This is a genomic window from Nocardia sp. NPDC051900 (assembly GCF_044452545.1).
Classification (GTDB): domain Bacteria; phylum Actinomycetota; class Actinomycetes; order Mycobacteriales; family Mycobacteriaceae; genus Nocardia; species Nocardia sichangensis.
In genome coordinates this window covers 103,541-120,111 of record NZ_JBITBU010000005.1, presented here as the reverse complement: position 1 = coordinate 120,111, position 16,571 = coordinate 103,541, and the positions used below count along the sequence as shown (strand labels likewise).

At 67.8% G+C, this 16,571-nt stretch carries 18 protein-coding genes; 6 read left to right on the top strand and 12 right to left on the bottom strand.

Features of this window, described 5'->3' with window-relative positions; all coding sequences use genetic code 11:
• The first annotated feature begins 453 nt into the window (after positions 1 to 453).
• Positions 454 to 1,113 (top strand): GAP family protein, encoded by a 660-nt coding sequence (locus ACIA5H_RS09740; RefSeq protein WP_397075192.1) that lies wholly within the window; start codon positions 454 to 456, stop codon positions 1,111 to 1,113.
• Positions 1,114 to 1,159: 46 nt separating this feature from the next.
• Here the strand turns inward: ACIA5H_RS09740 and ACIA5H_RS09735 are convergent, their stop codons facing one another.
• The 7 genes from ACIA5H_RS09735 to ACIA5H_RS09705 form a co-directional block, all read right to left on the bottom strand.
• Positions 1,160 to 1,963 (bottom strand): MerR family transcriptional regulator, encoded by an 804-nt coding sequence (locus ACIA5H_RS09735; RefSeq protein WP_397075190.1) that lies wholly within the window; start codon positions 1,961 to 1,963, stop codon positions 1,160 to 1,162.
• Positions 1,956 to 2,399 (bottom strand): VOC family protein, encoded by a 444-nt coding sequence (locus ACIA5H_RS09730; protein WP_397075188.1) that lies wholly within the window; start codon positions 2,397 to 2,399, stop codon positions 1,956 to 1,958. The genes ACIA5H_RS09735 and ACIA5H_RS09730 overlap by 8 nt, the downstream gene beginning before the upstream one ends.
• A 336-nt stretch (positions 2,400 to 2,735) precedes the next feature.
• A complete protein-coding gene (locus ACIA5H_RS09725; RefSeq protein WP_397075185.1) occupies positions 2,736 to 3,134 on the bottom strand; it encodes a PPOX class F420-dependent oxidoreductase in 399 nt (132 codons plus the stop codon).
• A 105-nt stretch (positions 3,135 to 3,239) separates the two neighbouring features.
• Positions 3,240 to 3,716, bottom strand: a complete 477-nt coding sequence (locus ACIA5H_RS09720) for a DUF1772 domain-containing protein (RefSeq protein ID WP_397075183.1) — start codon at positions 3,714 to 3,716, stop codon at positions 3,240 to 3,242.
• A 663-nt stretch (positions 3,717 to 4,379) separates the two neighbouring features.
• Positions 4,380 to 4,952 carry a TetR/AcrR family transcriptional regulator gene (locus tag ACIA5H_RS09715; RefSeq protein ID WP_397075180.1) on the bottom strand — a complete coding sequence of 191 codons (573 nt, stop codon included), beginning with the start codon at positions 4,950 to 4,952 and terminating at the stop codon, positions 4,380 to 4,382.
• Positions 4,953 to 5,133: 181 nt separating this feature from the next.
• Positions 5,134 to 5,739, bottom strand: coding sequence for a hypothetical protein (locus ACIA5H_RS09710; RefSeq protein ID WP_379249421.1), 606 nt, complete (start codon positions 5,737 to 5,739; stop codon positions 5,134 to 5,136).
• Between the two features lie 120 nt (positions 5,740 to 5,859).
• Positions 5,860 to 6,222 (bottom strand): hypothetical protein, encoded by a 363-nt coding sequence (locus ACIA5H_RS09705; RefSeq protein WP_356963064.1) that lies wholly within the window; start codon positions 6,220 to 6,222, stop codon positions 5,860 to 5,862.
• A 300-nt stretch (positions 6,223 to 6,522) separates the two neighbouring features.
• Here ACIA5H_RS09705 and ACIA5H_RS09700 point away from each other — a divergent pair, with 300 nt between their 5' ends.
• The 5 genes from ACIA5H_RS09700 (at position 6,523) to ACIA5H_RS09680 (ending at position 12,122) form a co-directional block, all read left to right on the top strand.
• On the top strand, positions 6,523 to 7,872 hold the full coding sequence (locus tag ACIA5H_RS09700; protein WP_397075486.1) for a hypothetical protein: 1,350 nt from the start codon (positions 6,523 to 6,525) through the stop codon (positions 7,870 to 7,872).
• Positions 7,872 to 8,891: a hypothetical protein gene (locus tag ACIA5H_RS09695; protein ID WP_397075177.1), complete on the top strand. Its 1,020-nt coding sequence runs from the start codon at positions 7,872 to 7,874 to the stop codon at positions 8,889 to 8,891. The genes ACIA5H_RS09700 and ACIA5H_RS09695 overlap by 1 nt, the downstream gene beginning before the upstream one ends.
• Position 8,892: 1 nt before the next feature.
• On the top strand, positions 8,893 to 10,419 hold the full coding sequence (locus tag ACIA5H_RS09690) for a tetratricopeptide repeat protein (protein ID WP_379249424.1): 1,527 nt from the start codon (positions 8,893 to 8,895) through the stop codon (positions 10,417 to 10,419).
• Positions 10,416 to 11,672 (top strand): CHAT domain-containing protein, encoded by a 1,257-nt coding sequence (locus ACIA5H_RS09685; RefSeq protein ID WP_397075174.1) that lies wholly within the window; start codon positions 10,416 to 10,418, stop codon positions 11,670 to 11,672. The genes ACIA5H_RS09690 and ACIA5H_RS09685 overlap by 4 nt, the downstream gene beginning before the upstream one ends.
• A 219-nt stretch (positions 11,673 to 11,891) precedes the next feature.
• Positions 11,892 to 12,122, top strand: a complete 231-nt coding sequence (locus tag ACIA5H_RS09680; protein ID WP_355071223.1) for a hypothetical protein — start codon at positions 11,892 to 11,894, stop codon at positions 12,120 to 12,122.
• 11 nt (positions 12,123 to 12,133) lie between these two features.
• Here the strand turns inward: ACIA5H_RS09680 and ACIA5H_RS09675 are convergent, their stop codons facing one another.
• The 5 genes from ACIA5H_RS09675 to ACIA5H_RS09655 form a co-directional block, all read right to left on the bottom strand.
• Complete coding sequence (locus ACIA5H_RS09675; RefSeq protein WP_397075171.1) at positions 12,134 to 12,538, bottom strand: nitroreductase family deazaflavin-dependent oxidoreductase; 405 nt, start codon at positions 12,536 to 12,538, stop codon at positions 12,134 to 12,136.
• A gap of 99 nt (positions 12,539 to 12,637) precedes the next feature.
• Positions 12,638 to 13,477 (bottom strand): alpha/beta fold hydrolase, encoded by an 840-nt coding sequence (locus ACIA5H_RS09670; RefSeq protein ID WP_379249430.1) that lies wholly within the window; start codon positions 13,475 to 13,477, stop codon positions 12,638 to 12,640.
• 33 nt (positions 13,478 to 13,510) lie between these two features.
• A complete protein-coding gene (locus ACIA5H_RS09665; RefSeq protein ID WP_355071217.1) occupies positions 13,511 to 13,807 on the bottom strand; it encodes a hypothetical protein in 297 nt (98 codons plus the stop codon).
• A 98-nt stretch (positions 13,808 to 13,905) separates the two neighbouring features.
• Entirely contained in the window at positions 13,906 to 14,631 is a 726-nt protein-coding gene (locus ACIA5H_RS09660) for an amino acid ABC transporter ATP-binding protein (protein WP_355071216.1), read from the bottom strand.
• Positions 14,632 to 16,428, bottom strand: coding sequence for an ABC transporter substrate-binding protein/permease (locus ACIA5H_RS09655; protein WP_356963077.1), 1,797 nt, complete (start codon positions 16,426 to 16,428; stop codon positions 14,632 to 14,634).
• Positions 16,429 to 16,571: the final 143 nt, after the last annotated feature.

Here is a 16,571-nt window from a genome sequence, read left to right as displayed (position 1 = left end):
GTTTTCCGGAAGGAGTCCCTCCGGTGCTGCCGGGGAGCCTGTCAGGAGCCTTACGGACCTGCACCAGCCGATAAGCCCGCTGCGCCCCTTCGATCTCTAGCTTTGCCTCGGCGACATGCGCCGGATCAATGAGTCCCTGCGCATGCACGTCATTTTTCACGTCCTTCCAACTACGTGCCATCGTCCTCACTGTCCTTCGTGTCGAGCCATCGTTGACAACTTCTACGTTATTTCCCACTGGGCGGCCCAACCCTGGAACTGCCGGACCGCTGCGTGGTGGGGGCACCGGCACCGAGCTTCTGGCGGTCGAAATAGGCGGGTCATCTGTCCTCCTCTCTCCAGGGTGATATCGCCACGGCGGAGCCTCGCCCAGGGGCACAGGGTGGTTACGAAGGCCGCCGACAAAGGTCCGCATCCCCTGAACGGCCCGGTGGCTGCTCTAGGGTTCGGAAGATGGGCGCTGTCCTGGGCGATCTGTTGCCTCTCGCGGTAGGGGTCGCGATCTCACCGATTCCGATCATCGCGGCGATCTTGATGATCCTGTCGGCCCACGCGGGCGGAGCCGGTCGCGGGTTCGCGCTCGGCTGGGTCGTGGGCATCCTCGCGGCGACAACGCTTGTGGCGCTGCTGTCCGGGTCGCTGGGTGGTTCGGCGGATCGGCAACCCTCGACGGCGGGCGCATGGGTCAAGATCGTGCTCGGGATACTGCTCCTCGCGCTGGCCGTGGCACAGTGGCGGTCGCGCACCGATACCGAGGTACCCGGGTGGATGCGCGCGGTCGACCGACTCACTGTCGCCAGGGCCACCGGGCTGGGGATCTTGTTGTCGGCCGTGAACCCGAAGAATCTGCTGCTGTGCCTGTCGGCAGGCGTGATCATCGGCTCCAGCGACACCAGCATCGGCGGCCAGGTGGTCGCCGTCGCCGTCTTCACTCTGCTCGCCGCCTCCAGCGTGCTGGCCGTGATTCTCGGCTACATCCTCGCCGCCGACCGGCTACGCACCCCGCTCGAACGCCTCCGCAATCGGCTCCAGGCCAACAGCCACTTGGTGTTGGCCATCGTGCTGCTCATCATGGGCACCGTCGTCTTCGGCAAAGGTCTGCGCGGCCTCTGACAACCCGTGCGATCGTTCATCCGTTTCGGATGACTCCGCCCCCGCTCTACTCCCAGTTCGCGGTGTCCGGGTCGATGTTGTGGGCGCGCGCGCTGGCGTCGATGATTCGACGGAACCACGTGGCAAAGCCTGCGCGGATGCCGTCGTAGTGGGCGGCGAATCCCGGGTCAGCCTCGTACCTGCGGCCGAGACAGACCTGCATCTGCCTGGTGAGGGGAAAGTACGAAGCGAACACTTCGCGGTGCCGCTCGACGAGTTGATTCGCTTCCGGACTCCCAGGCGTGACACCGGCGTCCATCGCATCCCCGAGGGCGCGCTCGATATCGGCCATGGCGTCGGCGATGGCCTGCCATTCTTCCGGACCGCGAGAGGCTGCGCGTTCGGCGTACTGCTGCCATTGCGTCGTGTCTCCGTAGCGCTGACGGGCTTGGGCGGGCCAGTCCGGCTGCCACTGGGGGCCGAAGGTCGCGGCCTGCTGCTCCACGGTCAGCAGCAGGCCGCGCTCGTGGGCGTCGATCATCCGATCCAGTCCGGCGCCGAGTTGCTGGAGCCGGTCGATCCGTTCGGCGATCTGGGTGCGCTGCGCGCGCAATGCGCCGGGCACGTCTGCGGCCGAATCGTCCAAGATGGCCCGGATCCTGTCCAGGCCGAGACCGAGCTCACGGTAGACGACGATGCGGTGCAGGCGTTCCAGATCACCTGCGGTGTAGAGCCGATATCCGGCAACCGTCCGCAGCGACGGGCGCGCCAGACCGATCTCATCCCAGTGGTGTAGCGCGCGGACCGTCACGCCCAGACGCGTCGAGACCTGACCGACAGTCAGGCCATCGGCGTCAGTGGCATCAGGCATGCTCAACATTGTCGCCGCGACCGACACCCGGTGGGGTGATCCCGACGGCCTCGAGATTCCGCGCCTCCTGACTGGCCGGATCGAAGGGCTTCGCCGCAGTGAAAACGATCCGCGCGTTCTCGGGGGTGATCACCTCCACGTCCCGGGTGTTCCACGGGGTATCCCGTGGACCTTCGACCGAGTTCGGGCGCAACGCACGACAGTTCTCAACAAGGGAATCGATCTGGCTGAGCACGCACGCGAAACTGAAGCTCACCGCCGGCGCCTGCCCCGGAACGCTCCCCGCCGGGACGAGGAGTACGTCCTGAAAGGCCCACCGGCGCAGATGCACAACTCTGCCGGGAATGCTGAACAGCTCGAAGAACCCGAGCCCACGAATCCAGAAATCCACCGACGCCGCCAAATCGCTCGTGGGGATAGTCACGAACGCGGGCATTCCATAAATGCCACGAAACGGCCCCGGCGGGACCGCGTCCGGGCCGGGAGCGGGCACGGGACTGATCTCGAACGCGTTGTAGTAATCACTCATGCACCCCACCCTCCGGCCTCACGCTGCGTGAGGGTCAAGCCGTCAGGCGGCGCCGCCACCGCGATTGCCTCGGACAACACTCGGTTGGTGCGCCGCCGACGGCGAGGGCGCGCCCGACCAGTGGGGAACGAGGCTCTACGGCCCGGATATGGCGGGCTCACGCGATCGTCGCAACACTCCCGATTCGGGAGGTTGCGACGATCGCCCCACTCGCACACCCGCTACGCCGATCGGCACTCCTGGCTACTCGGCGCGGCGACTGGTGAAGTCGAAGGGTCCGCCGTCGATGCCCCAGGAGATGACCCGTTCGGGGTGAATTCGGATGATCGCGCGTTCCTGGGGAGGGAACGGTGGCTCCTCGTCATCGAGCGCCTCGGCGGTGCCGCGTACCTCGATGCCGCGAATCACGTATGGCTCCAAGGAAACCTGTTGGTCGACGACGAACGAGACCCGGCTGCCCGCCTCGACATTGCGGTACTTTCGACTGGCGCGCATCCGCATGCCGCCGATGTCGATCGTGCCGTCGGCGTTCACCCGATAGCTGGTCGGGTTGTTCTGCACGACGCCGTCGGGCGACACCGTGGCCAGCCGACCGATCCCGGCCTCGGCGAGGAATTGCTGTTCGTTGATGGTGAAGGTCATGTCGGTTACTCCTTGGTGGATTCGATATCAGATGTGCGCCCGGCGATCAGCTGTGAGTTGTCGGGCGCGGGAAGCGCAAGCTGTTGCCTGCCGCGTGCTCTGAGGTCAGAACAGGATCAGCGCGGCGCACAGTCCGGCAATGGCGACGAACTGCAGGGTGACCCGGTATTTCAGAATGCTGTCCCACTTGTCCTGCAGGGCACGGGCATTGGGCGGGATGATGCCGCTTCGCGCGGCGGCGGTCTGCTGGGAATTGATCGGCTTGGCGATGCGGACGTAGAAGGCCAGCCAGGTGAGCAGTGCCGCCACCGTGATCCCCGCCGCGACAGCGGCGCCGATCTGCCCGGCCCACAGCGCGATCAGCAGCGTGAGTACCGCGCTGACCACACCGACCACGCCGACGACCGGCATGCGTCTGTCGCCGTAGTAGTGACCCCATCCCGCACTCATGGTCACGGTCGCGTCATCGAGCTTGCGGTAGACCGATCGGGTGATCATGGCCACGGAGACATCGGTGCCATAGACGATGGCATTGGAGACAACGGCGGCGGCGGCGATGATCTGGCCGGTGACGATGAGCATTCTCGGCTGCCTTTCCAAATTCTAGCATTGTTAGGAACTGGAGCAACGGTAACATTCGCTCGCTATCTTGTCTAGCTTTGCTAGATTTCAGATCGCTACCGCAGGGTCCCGCTCGGATCAGCAAGCCGCACATGCGCGTTGCGACCGAGCGGACACCGTCGCCCGGCAAGCCGGTCACCGAACGTCGGTAGGTCTTCGGCCTGCGGGATCCACTGGGGGCTCCTGACGGTCCCGCTCCTCGTCGACCGGGTTGCGGCCAGCCCGACCGCGTCGGGGTCGGCGATCGACGGCACCCGACGCGCCCCCACCCCGACGCCGGTGAGCCGACCTGCTGCCCGGCGACGCCGCCGCAGCTCAGGCGGCGGCATCACGGCCGCACACCGAGGCCACCCGCAGAGAGCACTCCTATGCCGCATACCGCGCGATGCGATGGAGCAAAAATGGTCGTTTCCGGCCCGACCTGAATTCGGCGCACCGGAGACGGAAACCGCGGCTCGCCGAAACCGCGAATCGGGTCATCACCCGTGTGCGGAACTACGCGACGAAATCAGGGATGTCAGAGTCTTCGAGGGACAATAGTTCTGGGCATGACTCGGTTCGAATACGCGCGGGCCGGGCCAGGAACGACGACTCCCGGATCGGCCCGCTCACCACGGCAGAGCTCTACCGGGTCCACTGGTCGATCAACACCGCCACACGGGCGTCCCGCTGAGCCGGTCGCAGACGTCCGCCGCGATCCAGGGTCGCCAAGCCGTGCAGGGCGCTCCAGCCGACCTCGGTGAAGGTCTCCGGATCGTGCTCGCCCGCGAACGGTGAGAAGGCGGCGAACATGACGGCGAACGCGTCCCGCAGCGGCTGCGAGGCATTCTCGCCGAACGCGAGGTTCACCTTCATCAGGAACATCGCGTCGTAGAGCGCGGGCCGCGCGGCAGCGAACTCGAGGTAGGACCGCGCCACCGCCGCCAACGCCGCGCGCGGCTCGCCGCCCGCGGACTCCAACGCCGCGCGGCTCCACGCGGCCATCTCCGCGATACCGTCCTCGGCGACCGCCGACACGATCTCGTCCTTACCCGCGAAATGCGAATACAGCACAGGCTGGCTGTATTCGATCCGTTCCGCCAACCTACGCACAGTCACCGCGTCCCACCCCTGCGACTCGGCCAACTCCCGAGCGGTGTCGATGATCAGCCGGTGCCGCTCGGCGCGCTCACGCTCTCGTCGCGTCTGGATCCCCATAGACCGACTGTAGCATTGCTTGACAATCTAGTGTCACTAGATCTGGTGTCATCGGCACAACATGGGCGTCGCAGACTGCGAACCTTCCAGTGATGTCCTCGTCGCGGTCGTGCACAGCGGGAGGGCTCGTACAGTGCGGCCGGGTCCGCGGGCGACCGGCCGTGTCGAGTCGGCCGCTATCTCACCTGCCCTGGTTGGCGACGAACCCCTGTACGGCATCGAGGAACTCCGGGCCGCCCATGGCGTATCCGCCGATGGTTCCACCGATCAGCGCACCGATGGGGATGCTGACTCCCCATACCAGGATCACGCACGCCCCGAGGAGCCCGCCCACGATGGCACCGGCGACGACGCCGGGCAGGTTCTTGTTGATCTGCTCCTTGAGCCGGTCGTAGGAGCTGATGTCCTTCAGCTGCGCGGTATCTTCTGCGGTCGGTGTCGAGGTCAGGGTGCGGCCGTCCGCGCCGATGCGCTGCGCGATCGCGATCGAATGCCCGTCGACGGCGTACTGTTGCGGCACCTCGGTCAGGGCCGCTCCGTCGCCGGACTCGAGCACCACCGCACCGTTCTGCGCGATCTCGAACCTGCCGTTCTCGACGGTAGTGGTAACGACGCCGTCGACTGGCGAAACAGTTATCCGGTAGGGGATTCCCTGATCCACACCGGAAGTTGTGTACCCCGCAGTCGGCTGCTCCGTTATGGCCGGTTCCGCATGGGCGGTCGCCGCGGTGATACCCACGGCCGAGACGGCCAGGAAAACGGCAGCGGTGATCTTCTCGAACTTCATCTTCGAATCCCTCCACTCAGCTGCCCCCGATGGGCGGACCGAGTCAGACCTTAGGCCCCGGATTCAATGGTGTGTGGTAAGCCACACCCAGTTCGAAGTCACACCACTTCGAGACAGAACCTAACCGCGATAAATCTCGACGTAAGCGTTGGTCGCCACCGCCACCACACCGGGACCCATTCCCGTGCATCCCGTGGTGACGCGCTGACCGCTCGGCGTGAAGGGGTAGCTGAGCGCTTGGTAGGAGCCGACACCATACTGCGGGAACGGCCCGCTGGCGTAGAGGCCGAAGCAGTCGACGTGCAAGACGTAGTTGCTTCCTCCGTCGGGTTGGCAAGTCGCCGACGCACCGAAAAGGTCTCGCTCGACGACGCAATCCTGCGGCGCCGCTTGGGCGGTCCCGGAACCGACAATTGCGACGAATGCCAAACCCGAAACACCGGCCGCCGCGACGCGTACAGCGGTAGTCAACACTTTCTTCATAGAATCTCCTCCTGTTCAGGGTTCTCTTCGGCCGTCAGCGGCTGAATGTTACGACTGGCAGATCTGAAACCGACAGTGAGTGCGGACAATTCGGCTTCCGATACGAAACGTCCGTTCCTGGTGGTGACGGCTTACCTCGGAGCCCTTGAATAGATAAGTACTCCGCACAGGTAGCAGCGCGACTGCTTGCGGCGCCGGTTCGTGTTCGACCGACGCCGAGGAATCCATCGTGAGGTTGCCGCGAACCCGCCGGGACGAGAGTCGCGGCAATACACTGCACGCATGCGACGACCGCGCGCCATGGTGCTCGATGAGGTGTGGCGCAGGCTCGAGGGTGTCGAACCGCTCAGCGGCCCGCACGGGGGTCCGCTGCGCCGGACGGTGAAGCTCGTGCTCGACCCGTTGGTGATCCGGCCCGTGCAGCATCCGTTGTGCGCGGGGCCGATCCTGACGGCGGATGGCGCGGTGTTGTTGGAGGCGCGCATTCAGGCGGCGGCCGATGTACTGCGTGCGACGGCGGCCTGGTTCACGGTGCTCAAGCAGGTGCGGCGGACGCTGCGGATCACCGAGGGGCACCCGCAGGACCTGTATTTCCAGCGCTGTTTCGAGCTGGCGACCACCTCGAGTATGCCGGATCCGGCGCGGGCGCGCGGAGTCGCGGAGGACGCACTGCGCGAGATCCACGAGTACACCGCCGGACGCACCACGCAAGCGCTGAAGGAATACCTCACCGACCGCGAGCGGGAACGGGAGCTGGCCGGTCTGCTCGAGCTGGCCTGGCGGCGGCGTCCGCTCACCGGCCCGCCGGGCGGTGACCACGACGCGGAGGTGGACGAGCTGCTGGAAGCCTGTGCGGCCGCACGACTCGGTGAGGACGCCGACGGACAGGAGACCCTGGACCGGATGATCGCCGCCCATGCGGGTACGCACGCGGGGATCCGGCTGTGGCAGGACGCGTCCGCTCAGGAACTCGGGTTGACCACGCATCCGGTGCCGCCGCGCCCCGCGATCGGTTCTTCGGCCTCGAAATCGACCCTCGGGCTCCCGTTCGATCGCACCGTGTACGAGCGGGTGTTCACCGTGCTCCAGGCATCCACCGAGCGTGCGGAGCTGCCGCCGATCCCCGAGCTGGTCGACGCCGAGATCGCGCGGAGTTGTGCACCGTGGGCGCTGCTGGACGAGTCGCTGCGCGTAACAGCGACGGCGGGGACCGCGCTGGCGACCGGTTTGGCGCCCATCGAGCACCGTCGTGAACGGTCGACGGACCGACCGCGGCTACGTCTAGCCGAAACAGCCACGGAAACAACGCAATCCACGGCGCATCAGGTGGTGAACAGCCGCTGGCAGCGGGAAGCATACGTGTTGCAGGCGCGGCGGCTGGTGGTGTCCGCCGAGCGGCCCACCGGTCCGCTGGCCGCCATCGCCGCCGAGCTGATCACGCCGTGGCAGCCGTACCTGCGGCGCTTGTGGGTTCGCTTGCACGGCAGAGATGTCCGGGAGTTCGCCGTCCACGATCCGGACGAGCTGTGGGATCTGCTCGACGGTGTGGCGCGTTCGGTGATCCTGGACCATCGCACGCGGGTCAAGCGGGCGCTGAGCGTGCGGGCGAACGCGGGTGAGCCGGACGCGGCGGAAACGAAGGCGAGCTGATGACGACCGTACGCATCCGCCGCCGCGACGGCCTGTGGATCATCGCGCCGGACGACGCCCCGACCGTCGTGGACGGCGCGGCCGGGGTGGACGTGCTCGTGCTCGAGGTGGCGGGCGGGCATCTGACGTGGAGCCTGCTCAGCGGGCAGACGACCCCGGCGGCGGTACTCGACGACCTCGACCTCGCACAGGAGTGGATCTGGGCGGTGTACGGCCCAGAGGTGGCCATCGCTCTCGACGAGACGAGCGGCAGCGAAGGGGAATACACGGCCGAGCCCGCACTGCCCGACCTCGCCGCGCGCGCCTGGCGGCTCGGCTACGCCCGCTGGGCGGCACGCTGGTGGCCCGCGTCGACTCTGGACGGCATCGCCCCGCTGGACGAAGACCTGCTGGAAGACGAGATAGCCACGCTGAGCGAGGAATGCGATCTGATCGTCGACGGCGCCGACGCGACTCCCGAAGAACGCACGGCCGCACCGGCACTCGGCCGCGCGGAGGATTACGCGCTCGCCGCCGGACCGGCCACCATCGTCGCGCCCGGCGCTCTCGTCCTGGCCAGGGGCAGCGCGGGCTGGGACTGGCATCGCTGCCCGCCGGGCCTGCTCGACGCCTCGGAGCGCGCCGTGTCCTGGGAAGTGGTTCGCGCGGCGGGGACCACGATAGTGCGGGTGAGCGCGGTCGCCGCCCCACTTTCGCCAACGGACATACCACCGCACCTGCACCCTAGGGCCGTAATTCGCACTCAGGCAGACGCCGCCGACGTGCCGCTGATCCGCGACGGCGAGCTCTGGCGGGCCGAGAGCACGGCCCCGGCCGGAGCGGAAGCGGGCGTGACCGTGCACATCTACGTCCCGGGCGTCGGCGTGGACGAACAGGAGCCGGACGCGGCGACGCGCCGAGCTCGGATTCGCGACCTGGTCACGACGCGGCTGCACCGCGCGGACGAAGCATCCGGCAACCCCGCCGACTCGCTCCTGCTGGCGGAAATCGCGGCTGCCGCATCGGATTCGGACTTCTGATATGGCCGAGGCGACTCCGGACGACGGCCGGGAACTGCTCGCCGCTGGCGCCGCCGCATACACCCGCGGCGACCCCGCCGAGGCGAAACGCCTGTTCGAGGACGCCGCTGAACGAACAACCGGCGATATCCGGCTCGGCGCGATCATCAACGCCGCGAGCATGGCCGACGAACTCGGCGACCACGCCGCCTCGCTCGCCCTCTACCGCTCGGCGTTGGCCGAGATGCCCGAACACGCACCGCGATTGCGCCCGAATGCCCTGGTCAACATGTCGCAAGCGCTCCAGCATCTTGGCGATCTCGACGCGGCGCAGGCGGCGCTGGAACAAGCACGCGCCTTGCTCGCCGACAACACCGACACCGATCTCGGTGTGCTGCGCGTGGCCTGCCTGCTCTCCCTGACCGCCGTCGCACTGCACCGGCAGAACTGGGCCTACGCCGCCGAGATCGCCACCGAATCACTCGACGCGGCACGGCGTTTCGCGCCGCAACTGGCGGGCCATCCGCTGATGAATCTCGCCGCCACCTACTTCGAGACCGGACGCCGCGACCTGGCCGTCGATTTCACGCGGCAAGCGCTCGCCGCGTTCGAGTCCGCGGGCGACCGCAACGCGGTCGCCGAGACCGAACAGAATCTCGCCACCATGCTCGTCCGCCTCGAGCGGTACGACGAGGCCGAGGCGCCGCTGCGATCCAGTCAGGCCTATTTCGAGCAGGCCGGGCTGGGGTATAGGGCCGGGGTCGGACTCAAGACCATGGGATTTCTCGCCGAGGGCCGCGGCGATCTGGCGGACGCCCAGGATCTCTACGGGCGGAGCCTCTCGTATTTCGTCACGTCTTGCGCCGTACTGGATGCCGCCGACCTGCGCATTCGTTCCGCCACCGTGGCGTTCAAGTCCGGGCGGGTCGCAGCGTGCGAGGAACTGCTCGCCGCCGCGTTCGCGGTCTATGCCGAGCGTGGCCTAGGCCTGCACTGCGCCCAGCTCGATTTCTGGCACGCGACGCTGCTGGAAGGCGCGATCGACGCGTCCGAGTCGCCGCCCGCGGAGTTGCTCGGGCGCGCTGTGGGGATCGCCGTTCCCGCCGCCCTGGCCATCGACGCCGTGCGCCACACCTTGCCGAACGGTACGCAGCGCGAGCAGTGGAACCGGCAGATCGCCGACCCCGCGATGCGGCTTGCGTTCCGCTTCGCCTACCTTTCCGGCAACGGTGCCCTCGTCGCCGACTTGGTCGAAACACAATGCGCTGGGACAGCTTTGGCGCTCGATCGCACCGAACGGGCGACTCCCACACGGCTTCCGCTCGATCTGCTGGACCCGCCGGAGGACTTCACCGATCATCCCGGCAACGCCGCCCTGCAACTGGGCGCCGCCTTGGCAGAGGTCGCGGCCGGAGCGGGTCTGCCGGTCGCTCCGCCACCGCGCCTGGCACTTGCCGCGGAAGGCCGAATCGCGCTCGCGCCGTTCATCGCCGCCGCCGAACAGCGCTACGGCCGGGTGATCCGCGACGATCGGGTGCTGACGGTATGACGCGACCGACGGTGCTGGTCCGCATGGCGGACGCGGGAGACATCTACGTGTCGTGGCGATGGGTCGACGACAGCGCGCCTCGCGGCGCGGGAGTGCTCCCGGAGGACGCGGCGATGCGGGCGGTCGGACTGCTCACCGACGCGCTGCCGCGCCCCGCCGAGCCCGGCGGTCTCGAGCAGGCGCTCACCACCGGCGCGTTCGCCGACTACGAACGGGAATATGCCGTCGCACAGGCGCTTTCGCGAGCGCTTTTGCCTTATGGCCTGGCCGCACAGCTCTACGAGCTGTGGCAGCGCGGCGTGCGCCCGCATATCCGGCTGCAACCGTCACCGCGTGTCGCCCAGGTGCCGTGGGAACTCGTCGCGCCGGATCGCGACGTCCGGCTGATCGACATCGCCGACGTCAGCCTGCTCGCGCCTGCCGGCGTCGCGCAAGCGCCCGGACGGGTCGCCCGCACCTGGACCGAGACCGCCGCGCGGCCGGTCGTCGCGGTGCTGGATCCGCGCGTTCCCGGCTTCCGCGCCGATTCGACGCTCGGCTCGGTGCTGGGCCGGATGACCGCTGAAGCCCCCCTCGCACAACGAATGGCGATGTACACCGCGAACGACCGCTTGCGCCCCGCGGTAGCGGACCCGGTCGAGGCCTTCCGGCGCACGGATGTCGATCGCGACTGGCTCGGCTCCGTCCTGCGCGCGGGCGCGAGCCGCTTGCTCTACGTCGGACACGTCACCGCCGCCGCGCCCGAATCCGGTCGCAGTGAGGACGCCGAACTGCATCTCGCCTGCACCGCCGATGCCGTCGGCTTCGCGGAACCGTCCCGCACCCACCGGCCGCTCTCGGCCAAAGACCTCCTGCTCGGAACGCACACCATCGAATCGGAACCTGTGGCCGGACAACGACTGTGGCCGATGCCGAGCCGGGTCGCGCTGATCGCCTGTGAGAGCGGCGGCGACCTGCGGTTCAGCGAAGCGCTCGGCTTGACCGCCGCGATGATCACCGGCGGCGCGGAACTGGTCACCGCCAGCCGGTGGCCGCTGCCCACGGATCTCGCCTTTCAGCGCATCGCGGGCGCACCGGCGCAGGCCCACCCGCTCCAGGAGACGATCTGCGCCATCGACGAGGCGCACGAGCGACCCGACCCCGTGACCGCCATCGCCGAGTGGCAGCGCGACCGTCTCAGCGCATGGCGCGACACCGGCCGGATCGAGCATTCCCCGGTGCTCTGGGCGGCCTTCGCCACCGTGTGCGCCTAACTCGGGCAAACCATCCCGCGCGGTCTCCATATACCGGTCTACGTGCAGCGATGCCGCGGAAACCGCGCGAGAATGGGTAACGCAACTAGTGCGCAAACCGACACTCAGCTTCGAACGTGTGGATAAGCTCGAACGCCGTCACCCATCACGATTCGCGACCAGGAGAACCAGCAACACCAGTTGGATGACCGCCTCGACCGGCCTCTGAGGAGCCCACCAATGCGCTACTACGCCGTCTACGACAACGACGGAAACCTCGCCACCATCCTCGGGCAACCCGACGACGCGCCGCCGCTGCGCCCCGCCGCCTTCCACCGTGGCCAACGGCTCACCGAACTGGCTCTACCGGAAGGGGCCGTTGACCCCACCGACCCCGACAATCTGACCGCCCTGCTCGACCTGGTCGCCGACCGGCGAGTCGACGCGGCCGACACGCGCGCCCGCCGCTAGTCCGGTGCTCGTCACGCCCGCGTGAGGGCGACCACCGGGATGACCCGGGACGTCTGCATCTCGTGTTCGGCGAAGAACGGGTAGGCGTTCTTCAGCATCGCCCAGGTGCGGGCACGGTCGTCGCCGGTCAACGGGGTGGCCAGCGCCGGATAGCTCTCCTCGCCCACTTCGACGGTGACGCGCGGGTTCTCCCGCAGGTTCGCGTACCAGTCGGGATGTTTCGGCGCACCGATGTTGGAAGCGACGACGAGCAGGCGGTCGCCGTCGTGGTGGAACATCAGCGGGGTGGTGTACGGGGCGCCGGTTCTGCGGCCGATCGTGGTCAGCAAGATCAGACGGTCGCGTTGCATGCCCTCGATCTCGCCGCCCGCTCGGAACTGGGCGATGGTTCGCCGATTGACTTCCTTGACCTCCACGGTTCACCTCCCTTGCTTGTCGGTGGACGAGACTCAGCTTTCCCTCCGTCCGCACACCGTGTGCGGGGAACGGCGGGATGAACAGCGCCGCCGAGGCATTCACCCGCGATGGGCGAGCAGGTGCTGGATCAGCAGGCGGGTCAGCGCCTCGGGCGCCTCTTCCGGAACCCAGTGCGAGACGTCCTCGAGCATCTCGAATCGGTACGGGCCGGAGACGTACTTTCCGGTCGCCAGCGCCGCGGTGGAGCCGAAGGTCGCGTCCTCGGTGCCCCATACGTACAAGGTGGGAACGCACACCGGGCCGGTCGGACCGGCGAGGTCCATGGCGCGATACCAGTTCAACGCGGCGGTGAGCGCGCCGGGCCGCGACAACCGACCCACGTAATCCTCGACGCGTTCCTCCGGGATCTTCCACTCGAAGATCCGGCGCAGCGCGGCGGCGTCGTCGGCGAGCAGAGCCCGCTCCGCGGTGCGCGGCTGCCGAAGGGCGATCACATGGTGGGACCGCAACGCTTGATCCTCGTCCTCGGCTATCGCCTGCTGGAGCGCGGAAGGATGCGGATGCGACACCGCGCTGAACGTGCGGACGCGCTCCGGCAGCTCCGCCGCCACTGCCCATCCGACCCGCGCGCCGCAGCCGTGGCCGATCAGGTCGAAGCGCTCCCACCCCAGCGCGTCGGCTATCGCGACCACGTCGCCGACCAGTTCCGCGAGCCGATAGTCGGCGGCTCGCTCCGGCCGCACTCCCGGCGAGTACCCGCGCTGGTCGGGCGCGACGACGCGGCACCCGCCGCCGCCGAGCACGCGGAGCTGGAACTCCCACTCCCGTGCGCATTGGGGGAACTCGTGCAGCAACAGCACTTCCCGTCCGCCGGGAGCGCCAGCGGCCAGTACGTCGAAGGTTCCCGCTCCGGTACGAATCTCGAGTTCGTCGATCACCCGCCCGACTCTAGAACCGGAGACCGACGCGAATCAGTGCTCGTCGAAGTGACCGTCGTGGGCGGCGTGACGGTGGCCGTCGTGCAGGTAATCGACGTGGTCGCCGTGCTGGACGGCCTCGTGGCCGCAGTTCGGACCGTGCCGGTGCGGGTGATCGCGGCACTCGCAGTGTTCGGACCGCTCGCATTCGTCATAGTGACCCGCGTGTTCGCGATGCAGATGACCATCGTGGGCGTAGTCGATGTGATCGCCGTGCTGGAACGCCGTGTGCCCGCAGTCCGGGCCGTGCACATGGTCGTGGCCGGTGTGCTGGGCGTGTGCTGTGGTCATCGAATTTCCCTCTTTCCTCGCGCGGATAGCTGGAATCGTGATGACAAATACATTAGCAGATGCGCATCAATGAAAGTTGCCCCGAATGTGCTGCCGGCTCAGAGCACCTGGGCGAGGAACCTCTGCAAACGCGGGGTCCGCGCGTCGTCGAACAAAGCGTCGGGCGTACCGGTCTCCACGACCTGCCCCTGATCCATGAACACCACGCTGTCGGACACCGTGCGGGCGAAGCCCATCTCGTGGGTGACCACGACCATCGACATGCCGCCGGAGGCGAGGTCGGTCATCAAACCGAGCACGCCCTTCACCAGCTCGGGATCCAGCGCCGAGGTGGCCTCGTCGAAGAACATGAGTTCCGGCTGCATCGCCAGCGCCCGTGCGATGGCCACGCGCTGCTGCTGCCCGCCGGACAGGTTCCCGGGACGGGAATCGGCCTTGTCGGCCAGACCGACGATCTCCAATTGCTCGACGGCCAGCGCCCGTGCTCGGTCCTTGGACAGGCCGCGCAGCTTGCGCGGGCCCAGCGCGACGTTCTCCGCGACGGTCTTGTGCGGGAACAGATTGAAATGCTGGAACACCATGCCGATACGCTGCCGCAGCCGGTCCGGATTCTCGGTGAGCACTGACTTGCCGTCCAACAGCACGTCGCCCTGATCGGGCTCGTACAACCGGTTCAGCACCCGCAGCAGGGTCGACTTGCCCGACCCGGACGGCCCGATGACGGTGACGGTCTTGCCCGCGTCGACGTGGATGTCGATCCCGCGCAGCACGTGGTTGTGTCCGAGCGTCAGATGCAGTCCGGTACCGGTGAGGGAGGCACTCATCTATCCGCGCCCTTCCGTGATCGTGGCCGCCTCCACCTGGTCGATCGGCCGGTCGGGTCGGCCGGTCCGCATCCGGCGGTCGATGTAGTTCACCAGGTGGGTGAGCGGGATGGTGAGCAGCAGATAGGCCAGACCGGCGGCGACCAGCGGCGAGAGATTGCCGGTCTGCGCGTTGAGATCGCGGCCGACGGCGAACAGCTCGCGCTGGGTGGCGAGCAGGCCGAGGAAGTAGATCAGCGAGGAATCCTTGATGAGGGCGATGAACTGGTTCATCAGAGCCGGGAGCACCCGGCGCACGCCCTGCGGGATCACCACCAGCGTCATCGCCTGGCGGTAACCGAACCCGATGGCGCGCGCCGCCTCCAACTGCCCGGCCTCGACCGATTGGATGCCGGAGCGGAAGATCTCACCGATGTAGGCCGAGGCGAGCAACGCCAGCGCGACCGCACCGAGCCAGTACGGGTTGTTGCCGGTGAGGTTGCGCACCACCGGCCCGACGCCGAGACCGATCAGCAGGATGATCACGACGGCGGGCAAACCGCGGAAGATGTCGGTGTAAACCCGCGCGGGCCAGCGCAACCAGCGAGTCCGCGAAATACCGGCGACCGCGAGCAGCATGCCGATCACGGTGCCGAGCGCACCCGAGACCACCGCGAGGATCAAGGTATTGGGCAGGCCGGTCTTCAGCAGATCGGGAAATGCCTTGCGGTACAGCGACCAGTCGAAGAACGTCTCCCGCAACTGCTGCACCGTGGATTTCGGCGCGTTCTGCTCCGTCTCGTCCTTTTTCTTGCCCGCCGCGAGCGCCGCGAAGTCCGGCAGCTGCGGCGCGGGCGCGGCCCGCGAGCCCGGCTTCCAGCCCGGCGGCAGCTCCCGTGGCACCCAGTCGGTGTAGAGCTTGGCGTAGGTGCCGTCCGCGATCACCGCGTCCAGGCCGCTGTTGAGCGCGTCGATCAGCGGCTGGTTGTTCTTGGCGACCGCGTAGCCGACGAAGTTGTCCAGGCTGAAGGTGTTCTGCGACACCGATGTTCCGTCGCCCGGCTTGATCGCGCCTTCCGCTTGGGCGGACGGAGCCACCCAGGCGTCCACCTGGCCGGACTTCAAGTTGGCGTAGGCGGTGTTGTAGTCGGGGAACTTCACCGGGTCCAGATGCAGCTGGTTCACGACGAACTCGTCCTGCACGGTGCCCTGCACCACCGCGATCCGTGTGCTCCGGTTCAGGTCGGCGAACCCCTTGATGGCGCTGCCGCTCGGCACCACCAGGGAGAAGTAGCCGAAGTCGTAGCCGTTGGTGAAGCCGACCAGCTGGCGGCGCGCGTCGGTGGTGGTGATGTTGGACGAGCCCACGTCGAAGCGACCGCCGGACACCTGGGCGAGCAGCCCGGCGAACTCGGTGCCGGAGAACTCCACCTGGAGGCCGAGCTTCGCGCCGATCGCCTTCAGCAGCTCGTTGTCGAAGCCGGTGAACGTGCCCTGCCGGTCGACGCAGATGCTCGGCGGCGCGTCCGAGAGCGTGCCGACGCTGAGCTTGCCGGGCGTGATCAAGCCGAGCTTCGAGACGTCGATCGAGGTCAGCGGCGCGGTGGTCGCGGTGGTGTAGCGGTCGCTGCCCGCGGCGGCCGACGAGGCCAGGTTGGTCGGCGCGGCGGAGGCGGCGGCCGGGCCGGGCGGTGCGCAGAGGTTGCGCTCGGTGCTCGTGTCGTCGGAGCCGGAACCACACGCCGTCGCGCTGAGACCGACGGCAAGCAATATCACGGCGATCAACGCACGAGACCGAACAGCGGGCAGAACAGCCATGACGGACAACCCTAGCGGCGGAATTCTGCTAACTCACGGCTACCCCAGGGCCGGAATTGCCGGAATCCATGCCGCTGCGGCGGTCCAGAGTTGCGATCACGGTGATTCGAACTCCACACCGCCCTCGCGCAACAGTCGCCGGG

Excerpts from the sequence above, each read along its gene's own strand:
- ACIA5H_RS09680 (WP_355071223.1), top strand. The coding sequence starts at position 11,892 with ATGCGCTACTACGCCGTCTACGACAACGACGGAAACCTCGCCACCATC.
- ACIA5H_RS09735 (WP_397075190.1), bottom strand. The coding sequence starts at position 1,963 with ATGCCTGATGCCACTGACGCCGATGGCCTGACTGTCGGTCAGGTCTCG.
- ACIA5H_RS09725 (WP_397075185.1), bottom strand. The coding sequence starts at position 3,134 with ATGACCTTCACCATCAACGAACAGCAATTCCTCGCCGAGGCCGGGATC.
- ACIA5H_RS09655 (WP_356963077.1), bottom strand. The coding sequence starts at position 16,428 with ATGGCTGTTCTGCCCGCTGTTCGGTCTCGTGCGTTGATCGCCGTGATA.
- ACIA5H_RS09710 (WP_379249421.1), bottom strand. The coding sequence starts at position 5,739 with ATGAAGTTCGAGAAGATCACCGCTGCCGTTTTCCTGGCCGTCTCGGCC.
- ACIA5H_RS09660 (WP_355071216.1), bottom strand. The coding sequence starts at position 14,631 with ATGAGTGCCTCCCTCACCGGTACCGGACTGCATCTGACGCTCGGACAC.
- ACIA5H_RS09730 (WP_397075188.1), bottom strand. The coding sequence starts at position 2,399 with ATGCCCGCGTTCGTGACTATCCCCACGAGCGATTTGGCGGCGTCGGTG.
- ACIA5H_RS09720 (WP_397075183.1), bottom strand. The coding sequence starts at position 3,716 with ATGCTCATCGTCACCGGCCAGATCATCGCCGCCGCCGCCGTTGTCTCC.
- ACIA5H_RS09665 (WP_355071217.1), bottom strand. The coding sequence starts at position 13,807 with ATGACCACAGCACACGCCCAGCACACCGGCCACGACCATGTGCACGGC.
- ACIA5H_RS09740 (WP_397075192.1), top strand. The coding sequence starts at position 454 with ATGGGCGCTGTCCTGGGCGATCTGTTGCCTCTCGCGGTAGGGGTCGCG.
- ACIA5H_RS09685 (WP_397075174.1), top strand. The coding sequence starts at position 10,416 with ATGACGCGACCGACGGTGCTGGTCCGCATGGCGGACGCGGGAGACATC.
- ACIA5H_RS09690 (WP_379249424.1), top strand. The coding sequence starts at position 8,893 with ATGGCCGAGGCGACTCCGGACGACGGCCGGGAACTGCTCGCCGCTGGC.
- ACIA5H_RS09715 (WP_397075180.1), bottom strand. The coding sequence starts at position 4,952 with ATGGGGATCCAGACGCGACGAGAGCGTGAGCGCGCCGAGCGGCACCGG.
- ACIA5H_RS09700 (WP_397075486.1), top strand. The coding sequence starts at position 6,523 with ATGGTGCTCGATGAGGTGTGGCGCAGGCTCGAGGGTGTCGAACCGCTC.
- ACIA5H_RS09695 (WP_397075177.1), top strand. The coding sequence starts at position 7,872 with ATGACGACCGTACGCATCCGCCGCCGCGACGGCCTGTGGATCATCGCG.
- ACIA5H_RS09705 (WP_356963064.1), bottom strand. The coding sequence starts at position 6,222 with ATGAAGAAAGTGTTGACTACCGCTGTACGCGTCGCGGCGGCCGGTGTT.